The organism is Bradyrhizobium sp. LB8.2 (assembly GCF_040548035.1).
Lineage (GTDB): Bacteria > Pseudomonadota > Alphaproteobacteria > Rhizobiales > Xanthobacteraceae > Bradyrhizobium.
The window spans coordinates 132,144-151,280 of record NZ_JBEPQV010000019.1 but is presented as its reverse complement, the minus strand read 5'-3'; the positions used below and the strand labels follow the sequence as shown (position 1 = coordinate 151,280).

General features: G+C 63.5%; 13 protein-coding genes and 3 pseudogenes. 8 read left to right on the top strand and 8 right to left on the bottom strand.

Annotated elements, in window-relative coordinates:
• Nucleotides 1-298: 298 nt before the first annotated feature.
• Nucleotides 299-3,073, bottom strand: coding sequence for an ATP-binding protein (locus tag ABIB06_RS22930; protein ID WP_502916598.1), 2,775 nt, complete (start codon nt 3,071-3,073; stop codon nt 299-301).
• Nucleotides 3,074-3,266: 193 nt separating this feature from the next.
• Nucleotides 3,267-3,548 carry a hypothetical protein gene (locus ABIB06_RS22925; RefSeq protein WP_354048543.1) on the bottom strand — a complete coding sequence of 94 codons (282 nt, stop codon included), beginning with the start codon at nt 3,546-3,548 and terminating at the stop codon, nt 3,267-3,269.
• A gap of 249 nt (nt 3,549-3,797) precedes the next feature.
• Between ABIB06_RS22925 and ABIB06_RS22920 the strand changes: the two genes are divergently transcribed.
• The 6 genes and pseudogenes from ABIB06_RS22920 (at nt 3,798) to ABIB06_RS22895 (ending at nt 9,337) form a co-directional block, all read left to right on the top strand.
• Nucleotides 3,798-4,040, top strand: a complete 243-nt coding sequence (locus ABIB06_RS22920; RefSeq protein ID WP_354048545.1) for a hypothetical protein — start codon at nt 3,798-3,800, stop codon at nt 4,038-4,040.
• A 399-nt stretch (nt 4,041-4,439) separates the two neighbouring features.
• Nucleotides 4,440-4,667, top strand: a complete 228-nt coding sequence (locus ABIB06_RS22915; RefSeq protein ID WP_354048547.1) for a hypothetical protein — start codon at nt 4,440-4,442, stop codon at nt 4,665-4,667.
• A 480-nt stretch (nt 4,668-5,147) separates the two neighbouring features.
• Nucleotides 5,148-5,384: pseudogene (locus ABIB06_RS22910) on the top strand (winged helix-turn-helix domain-containing protein); the annotation flags it as partial.
• A 225-nt stretch (nt 5,385-5,609) separates the two neighbouring features.
• Entirely contained in the window at nt 5,610-7,490 is a 1,881-nt protein-coding gene (locus ABIB06_RS22905) for an ATP-binding protein (RefSeq protein ID WP_354048828.1), read from the top strand.
• Nucleotides 7,491-7,582: 92 nt separating this feature from the next.
• On the top strand, nt 7,583-8,053 hold the full coding sequence (locus ABIB06_RS22900) for a hypothetical protein (RefSeq protein WP_354070279.1): 471 nt from the start codon (nt 7,583-7,585) through the stop codon (nt 8,051-8,053).
• A gap of 75 nt (nt 8,054-8,128) precedes the next feature.
• Nucleotides 8,129-9,337: an ABC transporter substrate-binding protein gene (locus ABIB06_RS22895; RefSeq protein WP_354048550.1), complete on the top strand. Its 1,209-nt coding sequence runs from the start codon at nt 8,129-8,131 to the stop codon at nt 9,335-9,337.
• A 35-nt stretch (nt 9,338-9,372) separates the two neighbouring features.
• On the opposite strand, the gene ABIB06_RS22890 is transcribed toward ABIB06_RS22895, so the two are convergent.
• From ABIB06_RS22890 to ABIB06_RS22865, 6 genes and pseudogenes are all read right to left on the bottom strand, one after another.
• Nucleotides 9,373-10,074, bottom strand: coding sequence for a hypothetical protein (locus ABIB06_RS22890; protein WP_354048551.1), 702 nt, complete (start codon nt 10,072-10,074; stop codon nt 9,373-9,375).
• Between the two features lie 10 nt (nt 10,075-10,084).
• Nucleotides 10,085-11,074 carry an efflux RND transporter periplasmic adaptor subunit gene (locus ABIB06_RS22885; RefSeq protein ID WP_354070287.1) on the bottom strand — a complete coding sequence of 330 codons (990 nt, stop codon included), beginning with the start codon at nt 11,072-11,074 and terminating at the stop codon, nt 10,085-10,087.
• 75 nt (nt 11,075-11,149) lie between these two features.
• Nucleotides 11,150-14,311, bottom strand: a pseudogene (locus ABIB06_RS22880) (efflux RND transporter permease subunit); the annotation flags it as partial.
• Nucleotides 14,312-14,390: 79 nt separating this feature from the next.
• Nucleotides 14,391-15,315, bottom strand: a pseudogene (gene rpoH, locus ABIB06_RS22875) (RNA polymerase sigma factor RpoH).
• A 60-nt stretch (nt 15,316-15,375) separates the two neighbouring features.
• Nucleotides 15,376-16,800 carry a sensor histidine kinase gene (locus tag ABIB06_RS22870; RefSeq protein WP_354070281.1) on the bottom strand — a complete coding sequence of 475 codons (1,425 nt, stop codon included), beginning with the start codon at nt 16,798-16,800 and terminating at the stop codon, nt 15,376-15,378.
• Nucleotides 16,801-16,809: 9 nt separating this feature from the next.
• Nucleotides 16,810-17,490: a response regulator transcription factor gene (locus ABIB06_RS22865; protein WP_354070283.1), complete on the bottom strand. Its 681-nt coding sequence runs from the start codon at nt 17,488-17,490 to the stop codon at nt 16,810-16,812.
• Nucleotides 17,491-17,981: 491 nt separating this feature from the next.
• Between ABIB06_RS22865 and ABIB06_RS22860 the strand changes: the two genes are divergently transcribed.
• Entirely contained in the window at nt 17,982-18,230 is a 249-nt protein-coding gene (locus ABIB06_RS22860) for a hypothetical protein (RefSeq protein ID WP_247445578.1), read from the top strand.
• A gap of 288 nt (nt 18,231-18,518) precedes the next feature.
• On the top strand, nt 18,519-18,896 hold the full coding sequence (locus ABIB06_RS22855) for a hypothetical protein (RefSeq protein WP_354070285.1): 378 nt from the start codon (nt 18,519-18,521) through the stop codon (nt 18,894-18,896).
• Nucleotides 18,897-19,137 lie beyond the last annotated feature (241 nt).

The window sequence follows — 19,137 nt, the reverse complement described above, 5'->3', positions numbered from 1 at the left end:
AGCCGGGACCAAAAACCATGCGCTTGGGGCTCGAAGCCCTCCAGCGCATCAAATTTGGCGCCTCACTGCGAATGGCCGATGTGTGAATCGGATAGGCAATCGCGATAGAGGGGTGCAGTCTCGAACGACTCGTGCGGGCTGCCGGTCCCCGCTGCGCATGCAAAGAGACGTCGACGCGCGGCACAAGCGGCCTTACACGCGAATTGTGGAACGTTCCAGAGCACGGGGGATGCGGCGCTCACCGAGGCCGCACCGGCATCCGATGAGTTAAATCGGATGTCGCTCCCCGGGGCTTCGCCTACGACCCCAGCTCCGCCAGCATTGCGCGCGCGTCGCGGAAGTCTGCTGTCTCGAAGCCTTCGGTGACCTTGCCGTATGCGGACGCCAGAACATGGCGCGCATCGGCCGGACGCCCCTCGCTCATCCGCAATCGCGCCATGCTGATCGCCGTCCTGAGCTCCCAGAACAACGCGCCCTGGCTCCGGGCCACTTCGGACGCCCTGTCGAAGGCCTGCGCGGCAGAGATCGTCGAGCGGCGCTCGCCGGGAAGCAGCAGCAATTCGCCCTTGATGCGCCAGAGTTCGGCGACATACCACCCCTCGTCCCTCGCCTCGCATCGCGCGAGCGCCTTGTCGGCGGTCGCAAGCCCCTGTGACACCTCGCCGGCTTCGCCGAGACATACCGCGAGTTCGCCGAGCATAAGCAGAAAGCGCGGCAGGTGACGCGCCTCGCGGGCAAGCTCGAGCGTCTTGCGCAGCAACGGCAATCCGGTCGCAAGGTCGCCCCGGCGCGCGATCAACAGGCCCTTGAAGGCGCGCGCCCACAGATTCCACAAGCGGATCGGGTGGCGCTCGGTATGTTCGAGCAGCATCGTGCAATAGCGCTCGGCCGCGTCGAGATCGCCGGTCAGGAGGGCAATCGGGCAAGCACCCTGGCCGAGGACGCTGCAGAAAGTGAGAGCGTGACCACTGGTCCGGCCTTCCTCGACGTTGTGCTCGACGACGCTCAAGGCCTGATCCGCGAGGCCGAGCAGCCACAGTATCCGCGCCTGGAAGTAGCGCGTCGAGACCCGCAGATCGAAGCGGAACCGGATGACCTGAGGCTTGGCCGCCAGATCCGAGAGGCGAGACAGGGTTCGCCCGATATGATCATAGGCCTGCCGCTGATCGCCGAGATAGTGCAGCGTCGTCGCAAGCAGCCGGTCGGCCATCATCCGGTCGACGGGATTGCCGGAATCAGCCACGACCGCCGCGAAGCGATGCGCAAATTCGAGCGCCCTGCGGAATCCGCCGTTGTTGAACTGATCGATGCAGAGTCCCCAAAGCGCGCGCAACAGATAGTCCCTGTCACCGAGCTGTTCGGCAAGCTGAAGGGTCTCAGCCCAGGCGGGACCGGCCTCCCGGGCCCTTCCAACACCGTACATCAGCGACCAGCCGCGCGCGGCCGACAGCTGCATACGAAGCCGCGGCGCGTTCGAGGCCGTCGGATCGAGGCGCGCCAGGGCGAGTTCGGTCCGCTCGCGGCATTCGGTGAGGAGCGACAACTGCACCCAGAGTGGGACAGCAGCCGCCGTCAAGGCCGCCCCAAGTTGCGAGTCTCCGCCGGACGAGAAGGCCCAATCGAGGCTCGTGCGGACGTTGTCGATGTGCCGGCCATAGATGGCGAGCCACTCCGCCTGCGGCCTTACTTCGCTGTCTGCTTCGGCGCGGGCAAAGACTCCGCAATAGTATTTCGCCTCGCGGCAGGCCGCGTCGGGATGTTCGCCGGCGGCGTGCAGCTTCTCCAATGCATAGGCACGTGTTGTATCCAGCAAGCGATAATGAGGACTGTCGCCGCGAATATCAGCGAGAACGAGCGACTTTACCACCAGCCGGGCAAGCTGGCCGGTCACGTCGCTGATGCCCTCGCCGGCGACCGCGATCACTGCATCGAGCTCGAATTCGCCAGCGAATATGCCGAGCTGCCGGAGAAGCCACGCCTCGTCGTCCGGCAACAGGTCATAGCTCCAGTCGAGCGTTGCGCGCAGCGTTTGCTGTCTCGGCAACGCCGTGCGCCGTCCGGTCGTCAGAAATTTGAACCTGTCATCGAGAAGTGCGGCGATCTTCGGCGGGCTGAGCATGACTGCGCGCGCCGCTGCAAACTCGATGGCAAGCGGAATGCCGTCGAGGCGCCGGCAGATGGTTGCGACGGCGCTAATGTTCTCCTCGTCGGACGCGAAGCTTGAACCCAGCGCCTTCGCCCTGCTCGTGAATAATTCCACTGCGCTGTACGCAGAAGCGCCGGCGGATTCGAACCGGGATTCAGGCGGCACATCCAGAGGGGGCACGCGGTAGACATGCTCCCCCTCGATGCGCAGCGCCTCCCGGCTCGTCGCAACAATGAACGTCCCGGAACAGCGGCTGACAATCAGCTCGGCCGCAACCGCCACGGCATCAATGACATGTTCGCAATTATCGAGAATGAACAGCAATGGCCGATGGCCGATTGCACGCGCGATGGCATCAGGCGAAATCTCCTCGCCCTCGAGCTTGACGCCGAGCACGCCGGCGATGACCGAGCAGACGAGCTTGGGATCAGACAGCGAGGCCAGCTCGACCAGCAACCGGTCAGCCACAAAGCCGGGCGGCGGCGTCCTGGCGGCCTCGAGTGCCAGCGACGTCTTCCCAATGCCGCCAGGCCCGACCAGGCTCACGATGCGATAGGCCGACAGTAGCCGCCACAAATGTACGATCGCAGCCGTTCGGCCGATGAGATCGAAAGCTGCGTTGGGAATGTTGATCGACGGCGGCAAGCCGGTTGCGACAGATTGTGGCGGGGTGTCGATGTGCTGGATCTGCCACGCTCCCAGCAAACGATAACCGCGGCCGACGGCGGTTGACAGCATGTCGCGGTCAGGACCAAGCGCCTTTCGGATCGCCGCGATATGCACGCGAAGTGCGCTCTCTTCGACAAAGACGCCCCGCCAGACGCGTTCCGTTAAATCTTTCTTGGTGACGAGATGGCCCTGCGCCTGCACCAATTCGGCAAGAATCTCAAAGGCGCGTCCCCCCAAGGGAACGAGCTCTCTCGTCAAGCGCAATTCGCGTCTGGCAAGATCTATTTCCCATTCCCGGCAAATGTAGACGGTACGCTGGCCTGGCTCAGCCATCATTGGGACAGCCCAAGCGGTTTCATCATTTTCTACCCAGCTTACCATCAATTCTTTCGAAAGACACGGGTAGCCGGGCGGCGCAGCCGCCCCACTCCCGTCTTGCAATGCGCGCTGTTTAGCAGCCGCGGCAGATCGATCCTTCCAGCATCTTCTCGAGCCGGGCGTCTTCCTTGTCGATGGTCTGGTCCGTGCCGAGCAACGGCCCCTTAGTCGCGTGACCACCGCTGCCCGAAGACGGAAGCGCGGTGCCGAGCGAATTCGTTCCTGGTGCGGCGGCGCTCGTACCGAGCGCACCGCCGCTCTCCATCGACGTATGCGATCCCATGCCACCGCGGGCAGACGCGGTGCCCGAGAGCGCAACGCTGGCGAGGATACAAACAACAGCAAATGATCTCATTGCTCACACTCCAGATGTTCAAACTATCTGCCTTCCAGAAACGGACACTGGACGCGTTTGACCACGCACAATCGCGCGAGAATTCTGACAACGAAGACAGAATCTTCCCGCAAGAGTGATGCACATACGCCGGGGTTTTCCACCAGGACGACCTACATAACCATCAAGAACAATTTCGGAAACGCCACTAGCCGAGCAGCGATCATCGCGAAGCGACTCTCCGCACAGAGCAAACAATGGAGAAACGCTATGAGCGTATTCAGAATCCTAATCGCCGCTGCGCTACTCTCAACGGCAACGATATCATCCGCATCCGCAGCCTGGTCCTTCGCCGATCAGGAGCCAGCCGCCTTTGCATCGATGTACCCCGATCGCGACGTGCTGAATGGTGGCGCGCTGACGCCGGCCGGGCGAATGGGCCTCGAGCGGCCCGGTGGCGCCGCGCCCGTCTTCGCCGCGGGCCACCTTCACAACCGCAGCTGGCACCGATGACGAGACACGGCAATCGAGCATCCTGCGTTCTGCCAGGTGCAAATGATGGTGTCCGCAGTCCGGGAGTGCGACCGCGCCATGCGGCGCACCCTGCCGGCTTCGAAGCAAGGCCGATCACATCGATTCCGACAACTGCAAAACTTAACAGTTCTTCGGTATCTGGAAACGTGCAATGCGCTCGCAATCTTCGCGCGCCTCGGCACGGAAAGCATTCGCCTGACTAGTGCGCGAACCTCCTTGTCGGATGGGCCGTCGATGTCTGAGGTCAACGCGCCGCGACGACTCCGTGCAAAGACGAAAATATTCGTTCGATCAACACTGCGGATCCGGCGCGCACATGCGTATGTCCCGCGAGCGGGCCGAGACGTTCCCGGCGTCGCTTTCTCAAGGAGATGTTCGATGACTACACTGAAGCTCTTGTCGGCCGGATTCGTGGTCGCAGCCATGATTGCCTCCCCTGCGATGGCTCGCGAAGGCAACGCGAAGCGTACCAATGTCGAGGCCTATGCGTCGGCTCAGCGCGTGCCTGTCACCTCCAAGCGCGGCTGCGCCCGTGCTCCCGACGTCGGCGCTTACGCAACCGCTCCCTGGCGCCGGCCGCCCTGCGAGCCCACGTCGGGCTACTGAGCTCCCGAACCGGAGCAAGTCCGGTTGACGCCGACTGGAAATTGATCCTCTCAACGTTTCGGATTTTGGCCCTCGGCGGTAGGAAGGACGGCGGCTCACGATCAGGCCGCCGTTCTTGCGACTGGTGCACGTCTCCTCGAAGCATCGTGCCTAGGAGTTGTTGCGCTGACGTCTCCCGGCGATGTGAGCGAATGATGCCTTCACTGATGGCATCAGCCTCCTTCCGAACGCCTCTCCCAATCTGACACACGCCCGACCTCGTCACGAATTCGTGTATCGAACACGAACGCGTCGGGTGCCAGCATCGACGATGAACGAAGCGCCGGCGACTGAGTGGGCCTTCTTGACACGCCGACAACCTCCCCTGTAGGAGACCCAAGCGCATCGACGCTATCAAATTCTGCCAAGGGGCGGTGATCTCAAGGGCGAGCTCGTGATTTCCGCCGGATCACGGCAGCGAAATTGATTCACGGACCCCCGATGTCATCGCCGGTCGATCGCACTTACTCTTTCGGACATTGGCTCATCGATTGCCAACGGAGAGAGCTAAGATACGACAATGTCACCGTACCAATCGGCAGCCGCGCGTTCGAGATTCTCGAGAAGCTGGTCGGCTCAGTGGGTCTCCTGGTTACCAAAGACGATTTGATCGGGAGCGTCTGGTCGGGCCTGACCGTCGAAGACAACACGCTTCAGGTTCATATTTCGGCCGTCCGCAAGGCGCTTGGCGAGGATCGCAATCTCCTCAAAACGGTTTCGGGCCGCGGATACATACTCGCCGGGACCTGGCGAAGCGGGCATCTGGACTACCCTTTGGCCGCACCTGTCACGGTGCCGGCCGATGCACCCTTTTCCAGCAACCTGCCGAGCATCCGCGCGCCTCTCATCGGACGCGAAGACTGTCTGAGACAATTGGCTGATGTGCTATCGGCATATCGGGCCGTGACCCTGGTTGGGCCCGGCGGCATCGGAAAGACGAAGCTGGCAATCGAGCTCGCGCGCAGCGTCGCCTCCACTTTCAACGATTCCGTCGTGCTGGTCGAACTCGCGACCCTGCAGGATGCGGCACTTGCGGCATCCGCATGCGCCCGTGCACTCAAGCTCGTCTCGAATGACAAGGAAGTCTCGGCCGCGAGCATTGCGCAAGGCATCGGGACCCGCCGTCTGCTTCTTGTCCTGGACAATTGCGAGCATGTGATCGAAGCGGCCGCGCAGATCGCCAGCGCCGTGCTGCGCTATTGTCCGAACGTCACGGTCCTCGCGACCAGCCGCGAAGGCCTCCGTATCGACGGCGAATACGTTGCGGCCATTCCGGCGCTGTCGGTTCCTGGTCCCGATGTGCACGATCCCGACCTGCTGCTCCGGGAAAGCGCTGTGCAGCTGTTCGTCACGCGAACGCGGGCCCTGCGCGCAAGCTTCGCCGCAGGCGCTGAGGAGCTTCAGAAAATCGCCGCCATCTGTCGTCGGCTTGATGGCATTCCGCTCGCATTGGAATTTGCCGCGGCCCGCGCCGCCAATCTCGGCGTAAACACTGTATTGCTTCGCCTCGACAAGCGCTTCGAACTCCTCAACGGCGGCCGCCGCGATCAGTTGCCACGCCACCAGACCCTGCGGGCGACACTGGACTGGAGCTATGACCTCTTGCCCCCGGGAGAGCAGAACCTGCTTTGCCAACTTGCGGTGTTTCCTGCCGGCTTCACGCTCGATGCGGCCAGCGCGATGATGAACGACACTTTGTCCCGGTCGGACGTCATCGAAACGCTGCTCAATCTGGTCGGGAAATCGCTAGTGTCGCTCGACCCCTCGTTCGAAGGACGATGGCGCCTTCTGGAGAGCACCCGCGCCTATGCGCTGGAGAAGCTCGCGGACGCAGGCCTCGTCGAACAGGTGGCCAAACGGCAGGCCGGCTTTCTCAGGCAGATCATCGCGCCGCTCGGCGATGCCTCTCCCGCTCCCGACGACATCTCCCGTTTCGCCCAGGAGATCGGAAACGTGCATGCGGCGCTCGATTGGGCGTTCTCGCCCGGTGGCGATACCGCGCTTGGAATCGAGCTGACGGCCGGCTTCGTTCCGGTATGGATGCAGCTGCTGTCCTTCGTGGAATGTTCGACACGGATTGAGCATGCGCTTGCACATTTCAGTCCCGGGTTCAGCTGCGTTCCGAAGCTGAAGGCGCAGCTCTATGTCGCCCTTGGATTCTCACTTCTCAACACGACGGCATCGGCGGATCGCATGAAGGCGGCGCTGAGCATCGGCCTCGTGCTCGCCGAGGAATTGTCCGATCTCGAGCTTCAGCTCAAGGCGGTCTGGACTTTGTGGAGCTATAACCTCAACTCTGGTCAATATGCCGCGGCCAAGGAGGTCGGCGAACGCTACCTCGATATCGCACTGCGCACGGAAAATACCGCCAACGAGGCGGTAGGCCGTCGCCTGATCGGCGCCGCCAGCCATTTCTTTGGCGCGCAGGAGGATGCGCGGCGCGAACTGACTCTGTCGCTGGACCAATCGGCTCACGGATTGAACGGCGGTGTGAACCAGATGTGGTTTCTGCTGAACCAGAGCGTTCTTGCCAAGGCGATGTTGGCGCGCGTCCTGCTGTTGCAGGGAAAGATCGCCCAGAGCAGATCCCTGGCCGCCGAATGCCTCCAGGAGGCCGAGCGTGAGAAGGACAAGCTTGCGATCGCCTACGCACTCCGGAATGCCGTCTGCCCCATCGCGCTGATGACGCATGATCTCGCTGCCGCTGATCAGGCGATATCCTCCCTTCTCGAGCTCGTCACACGCGAGGGGAAGCTTTCTGGACCAGTTGGACGTCTTGCCTGAAGGGACAATTGCTGGTCCTGCAAGGCAATCACGACGACGGAATTGCGCTGCTGCGCAGCGGCCTGAAAGCGCGGACCGAGAACGGATGGCTGATGCGCAATCCCGAGTTTCTCGGATCGCTCGCCGAAGGCCTGCTCGCGAGAGGCGAGGCTGCGCAGGCGCTGGCCGCGGTGGAAGAGGCCTTGTCCATGTCGCGGCAAGGCCGGCAATTGTGGTGCCTTGCCGACCTGTTAAGGATGTTAAGGATCAAGGCTGAAATTCTCCTGGCCAATGGCCCTTCCGACCTTTCTCGATCCGAATTGCTGCTTGCCGAGGGACTATCCGTGGCCCGAGACCAGCAATGCCGCTTCTACGAGCTGAAGGTTGCGGCGGCGTGGGCAAGGATCATGGCTGGATCGAGCCGTCAGCAGACCGCCCTTGATCTCGTCGGTCCGGTCAGCGCTCTGTTCGATCAGGAGATCGATCTTCCCGCGCTCGCCTTCGCCCGCGCTCTGGCTGAAATACCGGGCATCTCACTTTCGACATGCGACAGCGACCGGCCCGCGTCTTGCACCTGCCACTAGGTTGCTAGGCTCGGCCGAGACAACTTGTCCTGCACTGCCAAAATGACCCATCACTCCATCTTGCGGACTTGCTCGATGAACATCTCTCGACGACAGATTCTGGCCGGCATCGGCGCTTCGGTGTTTTCGCCCGGCCTGATCCGTGCGCAGGGCACTCGACCGATCAGGATCGGCGAGATCAACTCCTATAGCGGCGCACCTGCGTTCACCCTGCCCTATCGTCGCGGCTGGCAACTGGCGGTCGAGCAGGTCAACGCGAAAGCAGGCCTTCTCGGGCGAGAGCTGCAGGTCATCAGCCGGGACGACGAAGGCAAACCCAGCGTCGCAATCCGCGCGGCGGAAGAGCTCGTGCGCAGGAACGAGGTCGATCTGCTGGCAGGTGCCTATCTGTCGCATGTGGGCCTCGCGGTCAGCGACTTTGCCCGGCAGAATCGAGTCTTGTTCGTCGCAAGCGAGCCGCTCACGGATGCCCTCGTCTGGGAGCGGGGACATCGATATTCCTACAGGCTCCGCCCCTCGACATACATGCTGGCAGCGATGCTGGTGGAGGAGGCAGCACAACTCAAGGCGACACGATGGGCGACGATCGCTCCGAACTACGAGTACGGGCAGTCGGCCGTGAGGTGGTTCATGCAGCTTCTCAGCCAACGTCGACCCGACGTCCAATTCGTTGGCAGTCAGTGGCCGCCCTTGGGCGCCATCGACGCCGGCATTGTCGTGAACGCCCTCGCTCAGCAGAATCCCGAAGCGATCCTCAATGTCACCTTCGGGCCCGATCTCACGAAATTCGTCCGGCAAGGTAATGATCGCGGCCTGTTCGAAGGGCGAGACGTTGTGTCGTTCACGACAGGCGAGCCCGAATACCTCCATCCGCTCGGAGAGGACGCGCCGAAAGGATGGATCGTGACCGGATACCCCGTGACCGAGATCCTGGATCAGGCCAACAGCTCCTTCGCGTCGGCCTATTCCTCGCGATATGGCGAGCCTCCCACCATGGGCTCCGTGGTCGGTCACGCCATGATCAGCTCCATCGTCGCTCCGATCGAGCGCCTCGGGAGCCTCGATACGGAAACGATGGCGGACGGGTTTGGCAATGCCAGCTTCGATACGCCGTTTGGACCGGCGGCCTGGCGTTCCATCGACCATCAGAGCACGATGGGGACATTCGTCGGCCGCACCACGGTCAGGGGCAACAAGGCGGTCATGGTGGACTGGAAATATAAGGACGGTGGAACGATGCTTCCGCCGGATGCCGAAGTCCGCAAGCTACGCCCGGCAACATGACGGGCGAATGCGGTGTGATGCCCTGCAATTCCGCCTCAGCATCCCGGCGGAAGGATCGGCGACACGCCCGGCGTCGGTGCTGCGCCTGAGGCGTTGGCCGGCAACACCGTCGCAGGCTCCGCCAGATTCATCGAGACCCCTTCCGCGCAGGCCGAGCTGTTTGGGCTGGGCACAACGGCGACGTTCGGGTCTATGCCAGTGCCGCCGGCGCCGCCGATGTCTGCCAGGATCGTGCCAGGCGCGGGGCTTGCAGCCACTTGCGGTACCGAAAGCGGCAGGGACGCAGCGCTTGTCATCTGCCCTCCCGGCGTTGAGCTGCATGCGACACTCGTACCTGTTCCCGCCGGCGTAGCGGCGGAGACAGTCCCGATGGAGCTGCCGTTCTGTCCCATGGCCAGCAGGATCGGAGCTGCGATGCCCGATGTCGAAAGGCCCGTGGCCGATACCGTCGGAGTCGCCGGCACCGGCGCCGGCGATGACGACGGTGGAGCGCAGACGACGACCGTCCCCGGCGTGGTCGGATCCGAAGCGAGCGGAACAGGCGCCAGCGTCGTATCCGGAGCACCCGGCACGGTCGTCGCCGAAAACGGTCCCGGACTGTTGAGCGGCGAAATCACGATCGCGCCCGGCACCGTCGGCAGATCCATTGCCGTGCTGCCGGTCGTTGCGACCTGTGCGTGGCCCGGAGAACCGGCGAGCAGGAGAGCCATCACCGTTGCGAGTGCGATCCGCATCATTTCCGTATCCCTAACTCACCTCGGTCTTGCCAACGGTGACCTTGCTGCCCTCCGCCAGACTGACCGCCGGATTGAGCACGACCTGATCGCCGGCCTGCACGCCGTCTCGCACTTCCACCGTGGTACCGAAGTCCCGGGAGATCGAGACCTGCTGAAATTGAACCGTGCCGTTCCGTACGACCACGACATGGAGGCCGTTCTGATCGAAGACGAGCGCGTCGGAGGGAATCGTCACTGATGGCGTCCTGCGCGGGATTGACAATTCGACGGTGCAATAGATCCCGGGACTGAGCAGGCCATCGGGATTGGGGACGTCGATCTCGGTCAGCAGCGTCCGGCTACCCGGCTGCAGCGCGGTCGCGATCCGCGTAACCTTGCCTGCAAACGTCCGCCCCGGAATCTCGGGGACGCGGATTTCCGCATCGACGCCCGGCCCAACTCCGAACGCCTCGTCCTGCGGTACGAAAACCTGAGTTCGGACCACGTCGGAATGCATCATCGTGAACATAAAGGTGGAGCCTGCTTGCACCAAGCTGCCATTGTCCACGTTGCGCTGGGTGACCACGCCGTCGAACGGCGCCACCACGCGCTGGTAAGCCTTCTCCTGTTGGAGGACGCGAATCTGCGCCTCCTGCGCCGTGATGTTCGACTGGGCGACGCCCACCGCACCCTGCTGCGCGCGCAGGGTGAGTCGGTCGTTGTCGCCCTGTTGCGCCGTCAACCAGCCTTGCTTGACGAGATTGCTGTCCCGCGAATTGGTGACGTCGGCCAGCTCCCGGCTCGCCTGCGCCTGCTGAAGGGCAGCCTGGTTCTGGGCGAGCGTCGCCTGCGCCTGCGCGATCTGCTGGTCCAGCTCGGGCGCGGTGATTTCCGCGAGGAGATCGCTCTTCTTGACCCGATCGCCGATATCGACATAGCGCTTCTCGATATAGCCGCTGGTCCGCGCGAAAATGTTGGCCGCTTCGAACGCAGTCGTCGTCGCCGGCAAGCTCACCTTCATGATGTTGCCGCTTGGCTTGACTGTCGCCACCCGAACTTCCGGAACGTTGGTCCGAACCTGCTCTGCCACCGCGGCAACGTCAGGGCGAGGCTTGCCGTCATTACCCTTGCGCAGCACGGCGAAGAGATAAGGCACGATCAGCAAGGTGGTCGGGGTTGCGAACAGCAGGCCGCCGATGACTGCCCGCGCGAGCGCGGCATTCTGCTCCTCGCCCGGCCCGCCAATCGCCATCGGGATCATGCCCACGATCATCGCGGCCGCGGTCATCAGGACGGGCCGGATCCTCGTTCGGCCCGCGCTGAGCGCCGCCTGTAAGGCCGTGTGTCCCTTCAACTGCTCGTCACGCGCGAAGGTCACGAGCAGGATGGAGTTTGCCGAGGCGACGCCGATCGCCATGATGGCTCCCATCAGCGAGGGCACGTTCAGCGTGGTACCAGTGATGAACAGCATCGTTACAATGCCGCAGAATGTCGCCGGCAGCGCCAGGATGACGACGAAAGGATCGCCAAAATTCTGGTAGTTCACGACCATCAGCAGGTAGACCAGGATGGCGGCGAACAGCAGTCCGATTCCAAGATCGCGGAACGACTGATGCATGCTCTGGATCTGTCCCAGAACCTGAATCGAATTGCCCGGCTGCAACTGCTTCTGGAGGTTCGACGTCACCTTCTCGATATCGGCCGCGACGCTGCCGAGATCCCGGCCTTGGACGCTCGCATAGACGTCGAACACCGACTGGACATTCACCTGGTTCGAATTGGTGGGAACGGTGCCCCGCTTGAAGGTGGCGACATTGCTGAGCAGGCCGGGCACCGTCTGCCCGCTTGCGGCAAGCGAGGCCGACACCGGCGTGTTGCTCAGTGCGTTTAGCGAGTTGGCCCTGTATTCGGGCGTCTGCACAGCCAGGTAATACGGGATGCCTGATGTCGGATCGGTCCAGAAATTCGGCGAGACCTGCGCGGACGAGCTGAGGCTGACATTGATGTTGGTCGCCACCGTGCTCGCATTGAGACCCAGCTGCGCCGCGCGGGTGCGGTCAATGTCAGCATAGAACGCCGGAGCATCGACCTCCTGCTGCAGATGCGCGTCGACTATTCCGGGGATCTCCGCCAGTCTCTTCTGCAGCTCCTTGGCCACGGCCAGGTTGTTAGCGCCGTACCCGACCGTGCGGACATCGATCTGCGCCGGGAGACCGAAGTTCAGGATCTGCGTGACGATGTCGGCCGCCTGGAAATAAAAGGTGTCCTCCGGGAATGCCGATGGCAGCACCTGCCGCAGCTTCCTGACGTAATCCGCAGTCGGCTTGTGCCCGTCCTTCAGCGACACCAGAATTGTGCCGTCGTTCACCCCGATCGTGGAGCCGTCGGTGAATGCGAGATTGTAGGCCCGCGCCGGGAGACCGATATTGTCGACGATCAGCGCCCGGTCATGCTCCGGAATGACTTCACGGATCTTGTCCTCGACCGCCTGGAAGATCGCCTCGGTGCGCTCGATGCGCGTGCCCGCGGGCGCGCGGACATGAAGCTGGATCTGGCCGCCGTCGATCAGGGGATAGAAATCCCTGCCGACATAGGCGAACATGGTGGCTCCGAGCGCCAGCACCAGCACGGCGACGACGGGTACGACGGCGCGAAGCCGCAGCACTTTCAGCAGGAGATCCGAGTACCCATCGCGCAGGCGCTCGAAGCCGCGCTCGAATGCTGCGGAGGCGCGCGCGAAGATCCCCGACGGGCGCTCGCCCTCACCATGGCGTCGCTCCCCCTTCAGCAGCAGGCCGATAGTGATCGGCGTGAGCGTCCGCGATAGCCCGTAGGACGCCAGCATTGCGAACACCACGGCGAGGCCAAGCGGCGTGAACAAATATTTGGCCGGCCCCTCCAGAAATACGACCGAGGTGAACACGCAGCTGATCGCGAGCGTCGACACCAGCGTCGGCACCGCGATCTCGGCGGCGCCATGCAGGGTCGCTTCCGACAACGGCATGCCTTCCTCTGTCCAGAGCCGGTGCGTGTTCTCGATCGTCACCGTCGAATCGTCGACGAGGATACCGACCGCCAAGGCAAGCCCGCCGAGTGTCATCGTGTTGAGGGTCTCGCCGAGGAAATAGAGGACGATCAGCGAGGACAGCATCGCCAGCGGGATCGAGATCAGGACAACCAGCGTCGATCGCCACGATCCCAGAAACACCAGGATCATCAGCGCTGTCAGGCCAGCAGCGATAGCACCTTCGCGCAGCACGCCATTGACCGAATGGGTGACGAATATCGACTGATCGAACAGCTCGTTGATCTTCAGCCCCGCCGGAGCCGACGCGCGGATCGACGTCAAGGCCGCCTTCACGCCGTTGACGACGGCGAGCGTAGAGGCATTTCCGTTCTTGATAACGCTGAGCAGGACCGCGCGGTGGCCGTCCTCGCGCACGATGTTCTGCTGGACCTGAGCGCCGTCGCGGACCTGGGCGACATCCTTCAGGAAGATCGTGGCCCCGTTCGCGAACTTGACCGGGATCATGTTGAGATCCTGGATCGTGCCCGGCGTCGCGTTGGTGCGAACGGTGTACTGGGTGTCGCCGATCTTGGTCGTGCCGGTCGGCAACGTCAGATTCTGGGTGTTCACCGCATTGACGATGTCGAGCGGCGTCAATCCGCGCGACAGCAACTTGTTCGGATCGATATCGACCATGATCTGGCGGTATTTGCCGCCGGCAGGTGTGGGCAAGGTCACGCCTGGAACGGGAGCCAGCTGCTGACGGACCCGGTAGATGCCGAAGTCGTAGAGTTGCTGCTCATTGAGACTGTTCGACTCGAGGCTGAGCTGGAGCACCGGCACGCTCGAGGCATTGAACTGCACGATGATCGGCGGCTGGATGCCCGGCGGCATCAGAGCGCGGATGGCGTTGGTCGCCGAGACGATCTGCGCGATCGCAAGATCGAGATTGACGTCCGGCTGAAAGTAGATCTTCTGAATCGACAGCCCGTTGAGGGTCTGCGCCTCGATGTTCTTGATACCGCTGACGTTGGCGCTGATCGAATACTGGCTGTAGGTACTGACGCGCTGCTCCATCTCCGGCGTCGAGAGGCCGGTGTAGCTCCAGATGACCGTAACGACGGGGATCCGAATCTCCGGGAAGATATCTGTCGGCATCGACCGGATCGCGATGCCGCCGAGAAACAGGATCAGCGCCGCAAGCACATAGAATGTGTGCGGAAGCCGGAGCGCGAAGCGAACAATTCCCATGGTGGTCTGCCTGGAGCGAGTTACGCCGGATCGTCGAACAGATGAGAACGGTCGGCCCCGCGTTCAAATGAAAACGAATTCAAACTCTCCATGCGGTGCCGCGTGGCGCATCCTGCGCAGCGAGCGTCACCGCCCGCTTGACCTTGGCGAAGGCGCGCATCTCGATCTGCCGAACCCGTTCGCTGGATATGGACAATTCGTGGGCCAGCTGATCGAGCGTAACAGGGCATTCCCTCAGCCGCCGCGCCTCGAAGACGTGACGTTCCCGCGCCGCAAGCCCGCCCAACGCAATATGCAAGGCTTTGGCACGATGCTCCGTCTGCTCGTGATCGGCCAGCACCGTCTCAGCGTCGACCGCCCCGTCGACCAGTAAGGCTTCCAGCTCGGTTCCACTGTCGTCGTCGCCGACGCGCGCATTCAGCGACAAGTCGCCATGCAGCCGCGCGTCCATCTCAATCACGTCACGCGCGGTCACCGCAAGCTTCGCGGCAATCAATTCGGCGACCGTCGGGTGTGAGCCCGGTCATCACGCTGCCAGTGGCTTTCCTGATCTCGCTGCGGAGTTTGAAGAATAGCTTCTTCTGCGCGGCGGTCGTCCCGATCTTGACGAGGGACCAGGACCGCAGGATGTACTCGTGAATGGCGGCCTTGATCCACCAGACCGCATAGGTCGAGAATCGCGCGCCGCGGCCGGGCTCGAAGCGTGACGCCGCAATCACGAGGCCCAGATTCGCCTCTGCGATCAGATCGACCAGCGGAAGGCTGTATCCCTTGTAGCCGCGCGCCAGCTTGGCCGCGAGCCTGAGATGGCTGGTGACGAGCGCATCCGCCGCGCTCTTGTCCCGCGTCTGCTGCCAGCGATGTGCAAGCTGCTGCTCCTGTCCCGGCTCGAGAAGCTCGTAGCGCCTGATCGCCGCGGAATACGCGGTGAGGAATGGCACCGGCACCGGTGCAAGCGACGCGGCGGGGGGATTGTTGCTCGTAACTTCGTGGCTAGTCTGCATCTGTCACTCCCACACTCCAGGCCGGTTGGTCGATCTCGAAAGCATCGCGCGTTATCTGGCTCATCCCATCTCGTCCGCGTCTGCGTGCAGCAGTGTCCGCGACCGGCGTGTGGCGGCCTTGCCCGTCCGTCCGGTCCAAGCAAGGATCTCGATCCGCCCTCCGGGCGCCGGACCGATGATCAGCCGAAAGCCATGCAGCTTGACGATGGCGGCGACCAGGCTCAGTCCGAGCCCGACACCCGGCGTGTTGCGCATCTTCTCGGAGCGATAGAACCGCCGCAGCACCGCCTCACGCTCCTGCTCGCTGATGCCGGGGCCGGTGTCGCGTATGCGCACGAGCGCCGTGTCGTCCTCCGCCTCCAGAGCGAGTTCCACCCGTCCGCCTGATGGCGTGAACTTGACGGCATTGTCCACGAGATTGGCGACCGCCTCGAACAGCAGGTCCCGGTCGCCCCACACCTGCACATTGCGCTCGGTGACGACACCGAGCGCGATGCGCTTGTCCTCGGCGATCGGCTCATAGACGTCGCACACCTCCCTCAGGATCTCGTCGAGCGCGACGTCGCCAAAGCCGGCCGTGCGACGGCTGTTCTCGATCTCGGTCAGGCGCAGCAGGGCGGTGACAATCGCGAGCGACTGGTCGATGCCGGCGATAGCCTTATCGACAATCTCCTGGAGCTCTTCCAGCGTTGCCGCATGCGTTCGCCCACGCTCCAGCGCAAGACGGACGCGCGTCAGCGGAGTTCTGAGATCGTGAGCGATGTCGTTGCCGACGCCGGCAAGCGCATTGATCATAGTCTCCATCTCGTCGAGCATGCCGTTCACGATCCTGGCCAACCGCGCGAAGGAATCGTCCGTGCCGCCCTCCGGAAGCCGCTCGCGCAGCTCGCCGGCCACGATCCGTTGGATCCGCTGGTTGACCTCCTCGACGCGCCTCTGGGCGCGGACGCTCAGCCAGACTCCGGCCAGCAGGCAGAGGCTGAAGGCCGGCAGCAGGCCCAGAGCCAGGGCCTCCCCCACGACGCTCGATATCTCGCGCGTCTCGTCCACGTTCCGTCCCATCACGAGGACATCGCCGTCATCGAGACGCCTACCGACCGCCCTGACGACCGGAACATGGACCGCCGGCTTTTCGAGCAGATCCAACCGCACGCCCTGCACTGCTCCGTCCAGCCCCAGCTCACGCGGCACGCGGTCGATGTTGCCGGCAAGCCTGGCGCCGGCGGCATCGAACAGTCCCGCGTACTGCACGCCCCTGGAATCCTGCGCGAGATGATCCGCGATGGCGCTGATGCGGCGAGCCGGCGGCAGGTCTGCGATGAAGTGAATTTGCGTGGCGATCATGCGATCGGATCGCGCGACCAGATAATCGTCGAGCTTCCAGTAGATGAACGCGAACAGGCCGGCCACGAACAGCGCAAACGCGGCGGCCACAGCCAGAGCCCAGAGGAACGTGCTGGAGCGGATCAACTGTATCTGGTGCATCGTCCGTCCCTATTGCCGCGAGCGCAGGACGAAGCCGGAGCCTCGAACGTTGTGGATGAGCTGCATCTCTCCGGGACCGTCGACCTTGTGGCGAAGCCGGCCCATATGCACGTCGATCAGGTTCGTGGTCGCCGGAACGAACTTGTAATTCCAGACCTCCTCGAGCAGCATCGCGCGCGTCAGCAACTGATCGTTCCGGCGCATCATGTATTCGAGCAGGCGGAATTCACGCGGCAGCAGGTCGAGCTTGCGTTCGCCGCGTTGCGCGGTCCGCTCGATCAAATCGAGCTCGAGCGGCCCGACATGCAGCATGGTCTCGCGGCTGTCGGTCGGACGGCGCAGAAGCGCCTCGATCCGTGCGACCAGCTCGATGATCGCGAACGGCTTTGTGAGATAATCGTCTCCCCCCATGCGCAGTCCGCGCACCCGGTCGTCCACCGCGCCGAGCGCGCTCAGAACCAGGACGGGCGTCCTGACATGGTCCCTGCGCAGCGCCTCGATGACAGTCAGCCCGTCGATTCCCGGCAACATGCGATCGACGATCATGGCATCCGGGCTCGACGCACGGGCACGGTCGAGACCGTCGACACCGTCGCCGGCCCACTGCACCTCGAAGCCGCGATCGGCGAGCTCGGCGACAATCGCCTCGGCGGTTTCGGCATCGTCCTCGATCAGGAGAATCCGGCTCATGATCTTCGCTCCACGTTCCGCGCGGCGTTTTGGCGCGCGGTGAGGAAGCATCGGTTCAGCGGCGCGCAGCGTCATGTTCGGCGTCCGCGCACGCCGAACCCGCGGCCCTGGCGCCGCCTGATGCCGGCCACTCGCTGTGGTGCGAGATAGGCTTGCCGCACGGGCGCTGCCATTGAATTCCAGTTCATGTTGCGGACGGCTCGCCTCACGAGCAGCGCAAATGCAAGGACGATACGTGTTGCCAATGTCGTGATCCTCCTGCGGGCTCCGCTGCGAACTGCGCTGGATCGAACATATGCCCTTAACGCACGCGCTGTAGTTTCAGGGGCCACGGATGTTGTACATTCGCACGATCGTGGTTGCGACGCCGCATCGGCTCACACGCCGTTGAACGCGAGTGAGCAATTCGTGCGTTTGAATCGTGCCCGATCATTCGTACCTCGATGGCGAGCCGGCTTGGTTCGGCCTGATGTCATCAATGGAGAGAGCGAATGACCACGTCCAAACTGTTGTCGATGGGACTGATTGCAGCAGCCATGCTCGGCGGGCCCGTGATGGCGCGCGAGCATCACGGCGTCGTGCGGCAGCCCGCCGTGGAAGCCGATACGGTCGCAACGAGCGCGCCCTTCTATTATCCAGGCGAACGCGCCTGCGTTCCGGCGCCGCGCGTCGGCGCCTTCGCCACTGCGCCGTGGACCGGCAACAACGTGCCTTGCGAGCCCGGCACGGGCAGCCTCTGATCGCGCCGACGCGTCCGTGCGGATGACGCCGCCGGCCGCCGTATATCGAATGACAGGGAGCGGGTTGGTCCATTCAGCCCGCTCCCTTCGTACGCCGCCACCACGCGCGGCCCGATCACCTTCGCGCGGAGCGTGCCTAATGTATGACGCCGAATTCAGTGGGATTGCCGTGCATCGCTCCTACCTCTCTTGCATCACACGCCCAGTCATCAGCAGCCTCGCGCGCACGGCATGACGCGGAAGCGGGCTCAGGGATGGCCGGGCAGCTCAACACGAGAGGAGCTTTCCATGAAACGAGCCATCATGATTCTGGCAACAGCAGCACTCGCTTCGACGCTAGCCGTCAGCGCGGCCGACGCGCACGGCGGCGGCGGCGGCGGTGGCGGCGGCGGCCACGGCGGCTTCGGCGGCGGTGCACACGCCGGCTTTGGCGGCGGCGCGCACTTCGGCGGCATGGGGCATGAGGGCGGATTCGGTGGCGGTGCTCGGTTCGGCGGCGAGCATCTCGGCTTCGACGGCCATGCCGCAACCGGCGGCCTTCGCCAGCACGCGTTTCACCACTATGACCGCTACCGCTCTGGATATGGATTCTACGGCGCCTATCCGGATTGCTACGATTGGTACGAGCTGCATCCCGGCCAGCCGTTGCCGCTGAGCTGCAGCTAGATCCGCGCGCACAACGCCGATCGGTTCGGATCGCACAGCGTTGCGGTCCGGGCCGATCGAGCTGCGCAGTTCATAGCGTGGCTGTCGGCACGCGATGTGCCCGCAGACCACAACGGCAATGGCGGCTCCAGCCTGCAGCCTCCACTGGAGCCGTTTTCTTGCCTGCTGGCAGGGCGAAACACCGCGAGATTGAGGAACGCCACAAGAAAACGCCGCCCGCTTAAAATAAAGAGCAGGCGGC

Excerpts from the sequence above, each read along its gene's own strand:
- ABIB06_RS22925 (WP_354048543.1), bottom strand. The coding sequence starts at position 3,548 with ATGAGATCATTTGCTGTTGTTTGTATCCTCGCCAGCGTTGCGCTCTCG.
- ABIB06_RS22920 (WP_354048545.1), top strand. The coding sequence starts at position 3,798 with ATGAGCGTATTCAGAATCCTAATCGCCGCTGCGCTACTCTCAACGGCA.
- ABIB06_RS22915 (WP_354048547.1), top strand. The coding sequence starts at position 4,440 with ATGACTACACTGAAGCTCTTGTCGGCCGGATTCGTGGTCGCAGCCATG.
- ABIB06_RS22900 (WP_354070279.1), top strand. The coding sequence starts at position 7,583 with ATGCGCAATCCCGAGTTTCTCGGATCGCTCGCCGAAGGCCTGCTCGCG.
- ABIB06_RS22895 (WP_354048550.1), top strand. The coding sequence starts at position 8,129 with ATGAACATCTCTCGACGACAGATTCTGGCCGGCATCGGCGCTTCGGTG.
- ABIB06_RS22890 (WP_354048551.1), bottom strand. The coding sequence starts at position 10,074 with ATGATGCGGATCGCACTCGCAACGGTGATGGCTCTCCTGCTCGCCGGT.
- ABIB06_RS22885 (WP_354070287.1), bottom strand. The coding sequence starts at position 11,074 with ATGAAGGTGAGCTTGCCGGCGACGACGACTGCGTTCGAAGCGGCCAAC.
- ABIB06_RS22870 (WP_354070281.1), bottom strand. The coding sequence starts at position 16,800 with ATGCACCAGATACAGTTGATCCGCTCCAGCACGTTCCTCTGGGCTCTG.
- ABIB06_RS22865 (WP_354070283.1), bottom strand. The coding sequence starts at position 17,490 with ATGAGCCGGATTCTCCTGATCGAGGACGATGCCGAAACCGCCGAGGCG.
- ABIB06_RS22860 (WP_247445578.1), top strand. The coding sequence starts at position 17,982 with ATGACCACGTCCAAACTGTTGTCGATGGGACTGATTGCAGCAGCCATG.
- ABIB06_RS22855 (WP_354070285.1), top strand. The coding sequence starts at position 18,519 with ATGAAACGAGCCATCATGATTCTGGCAACAGCAGCACTCGCTTCGACG.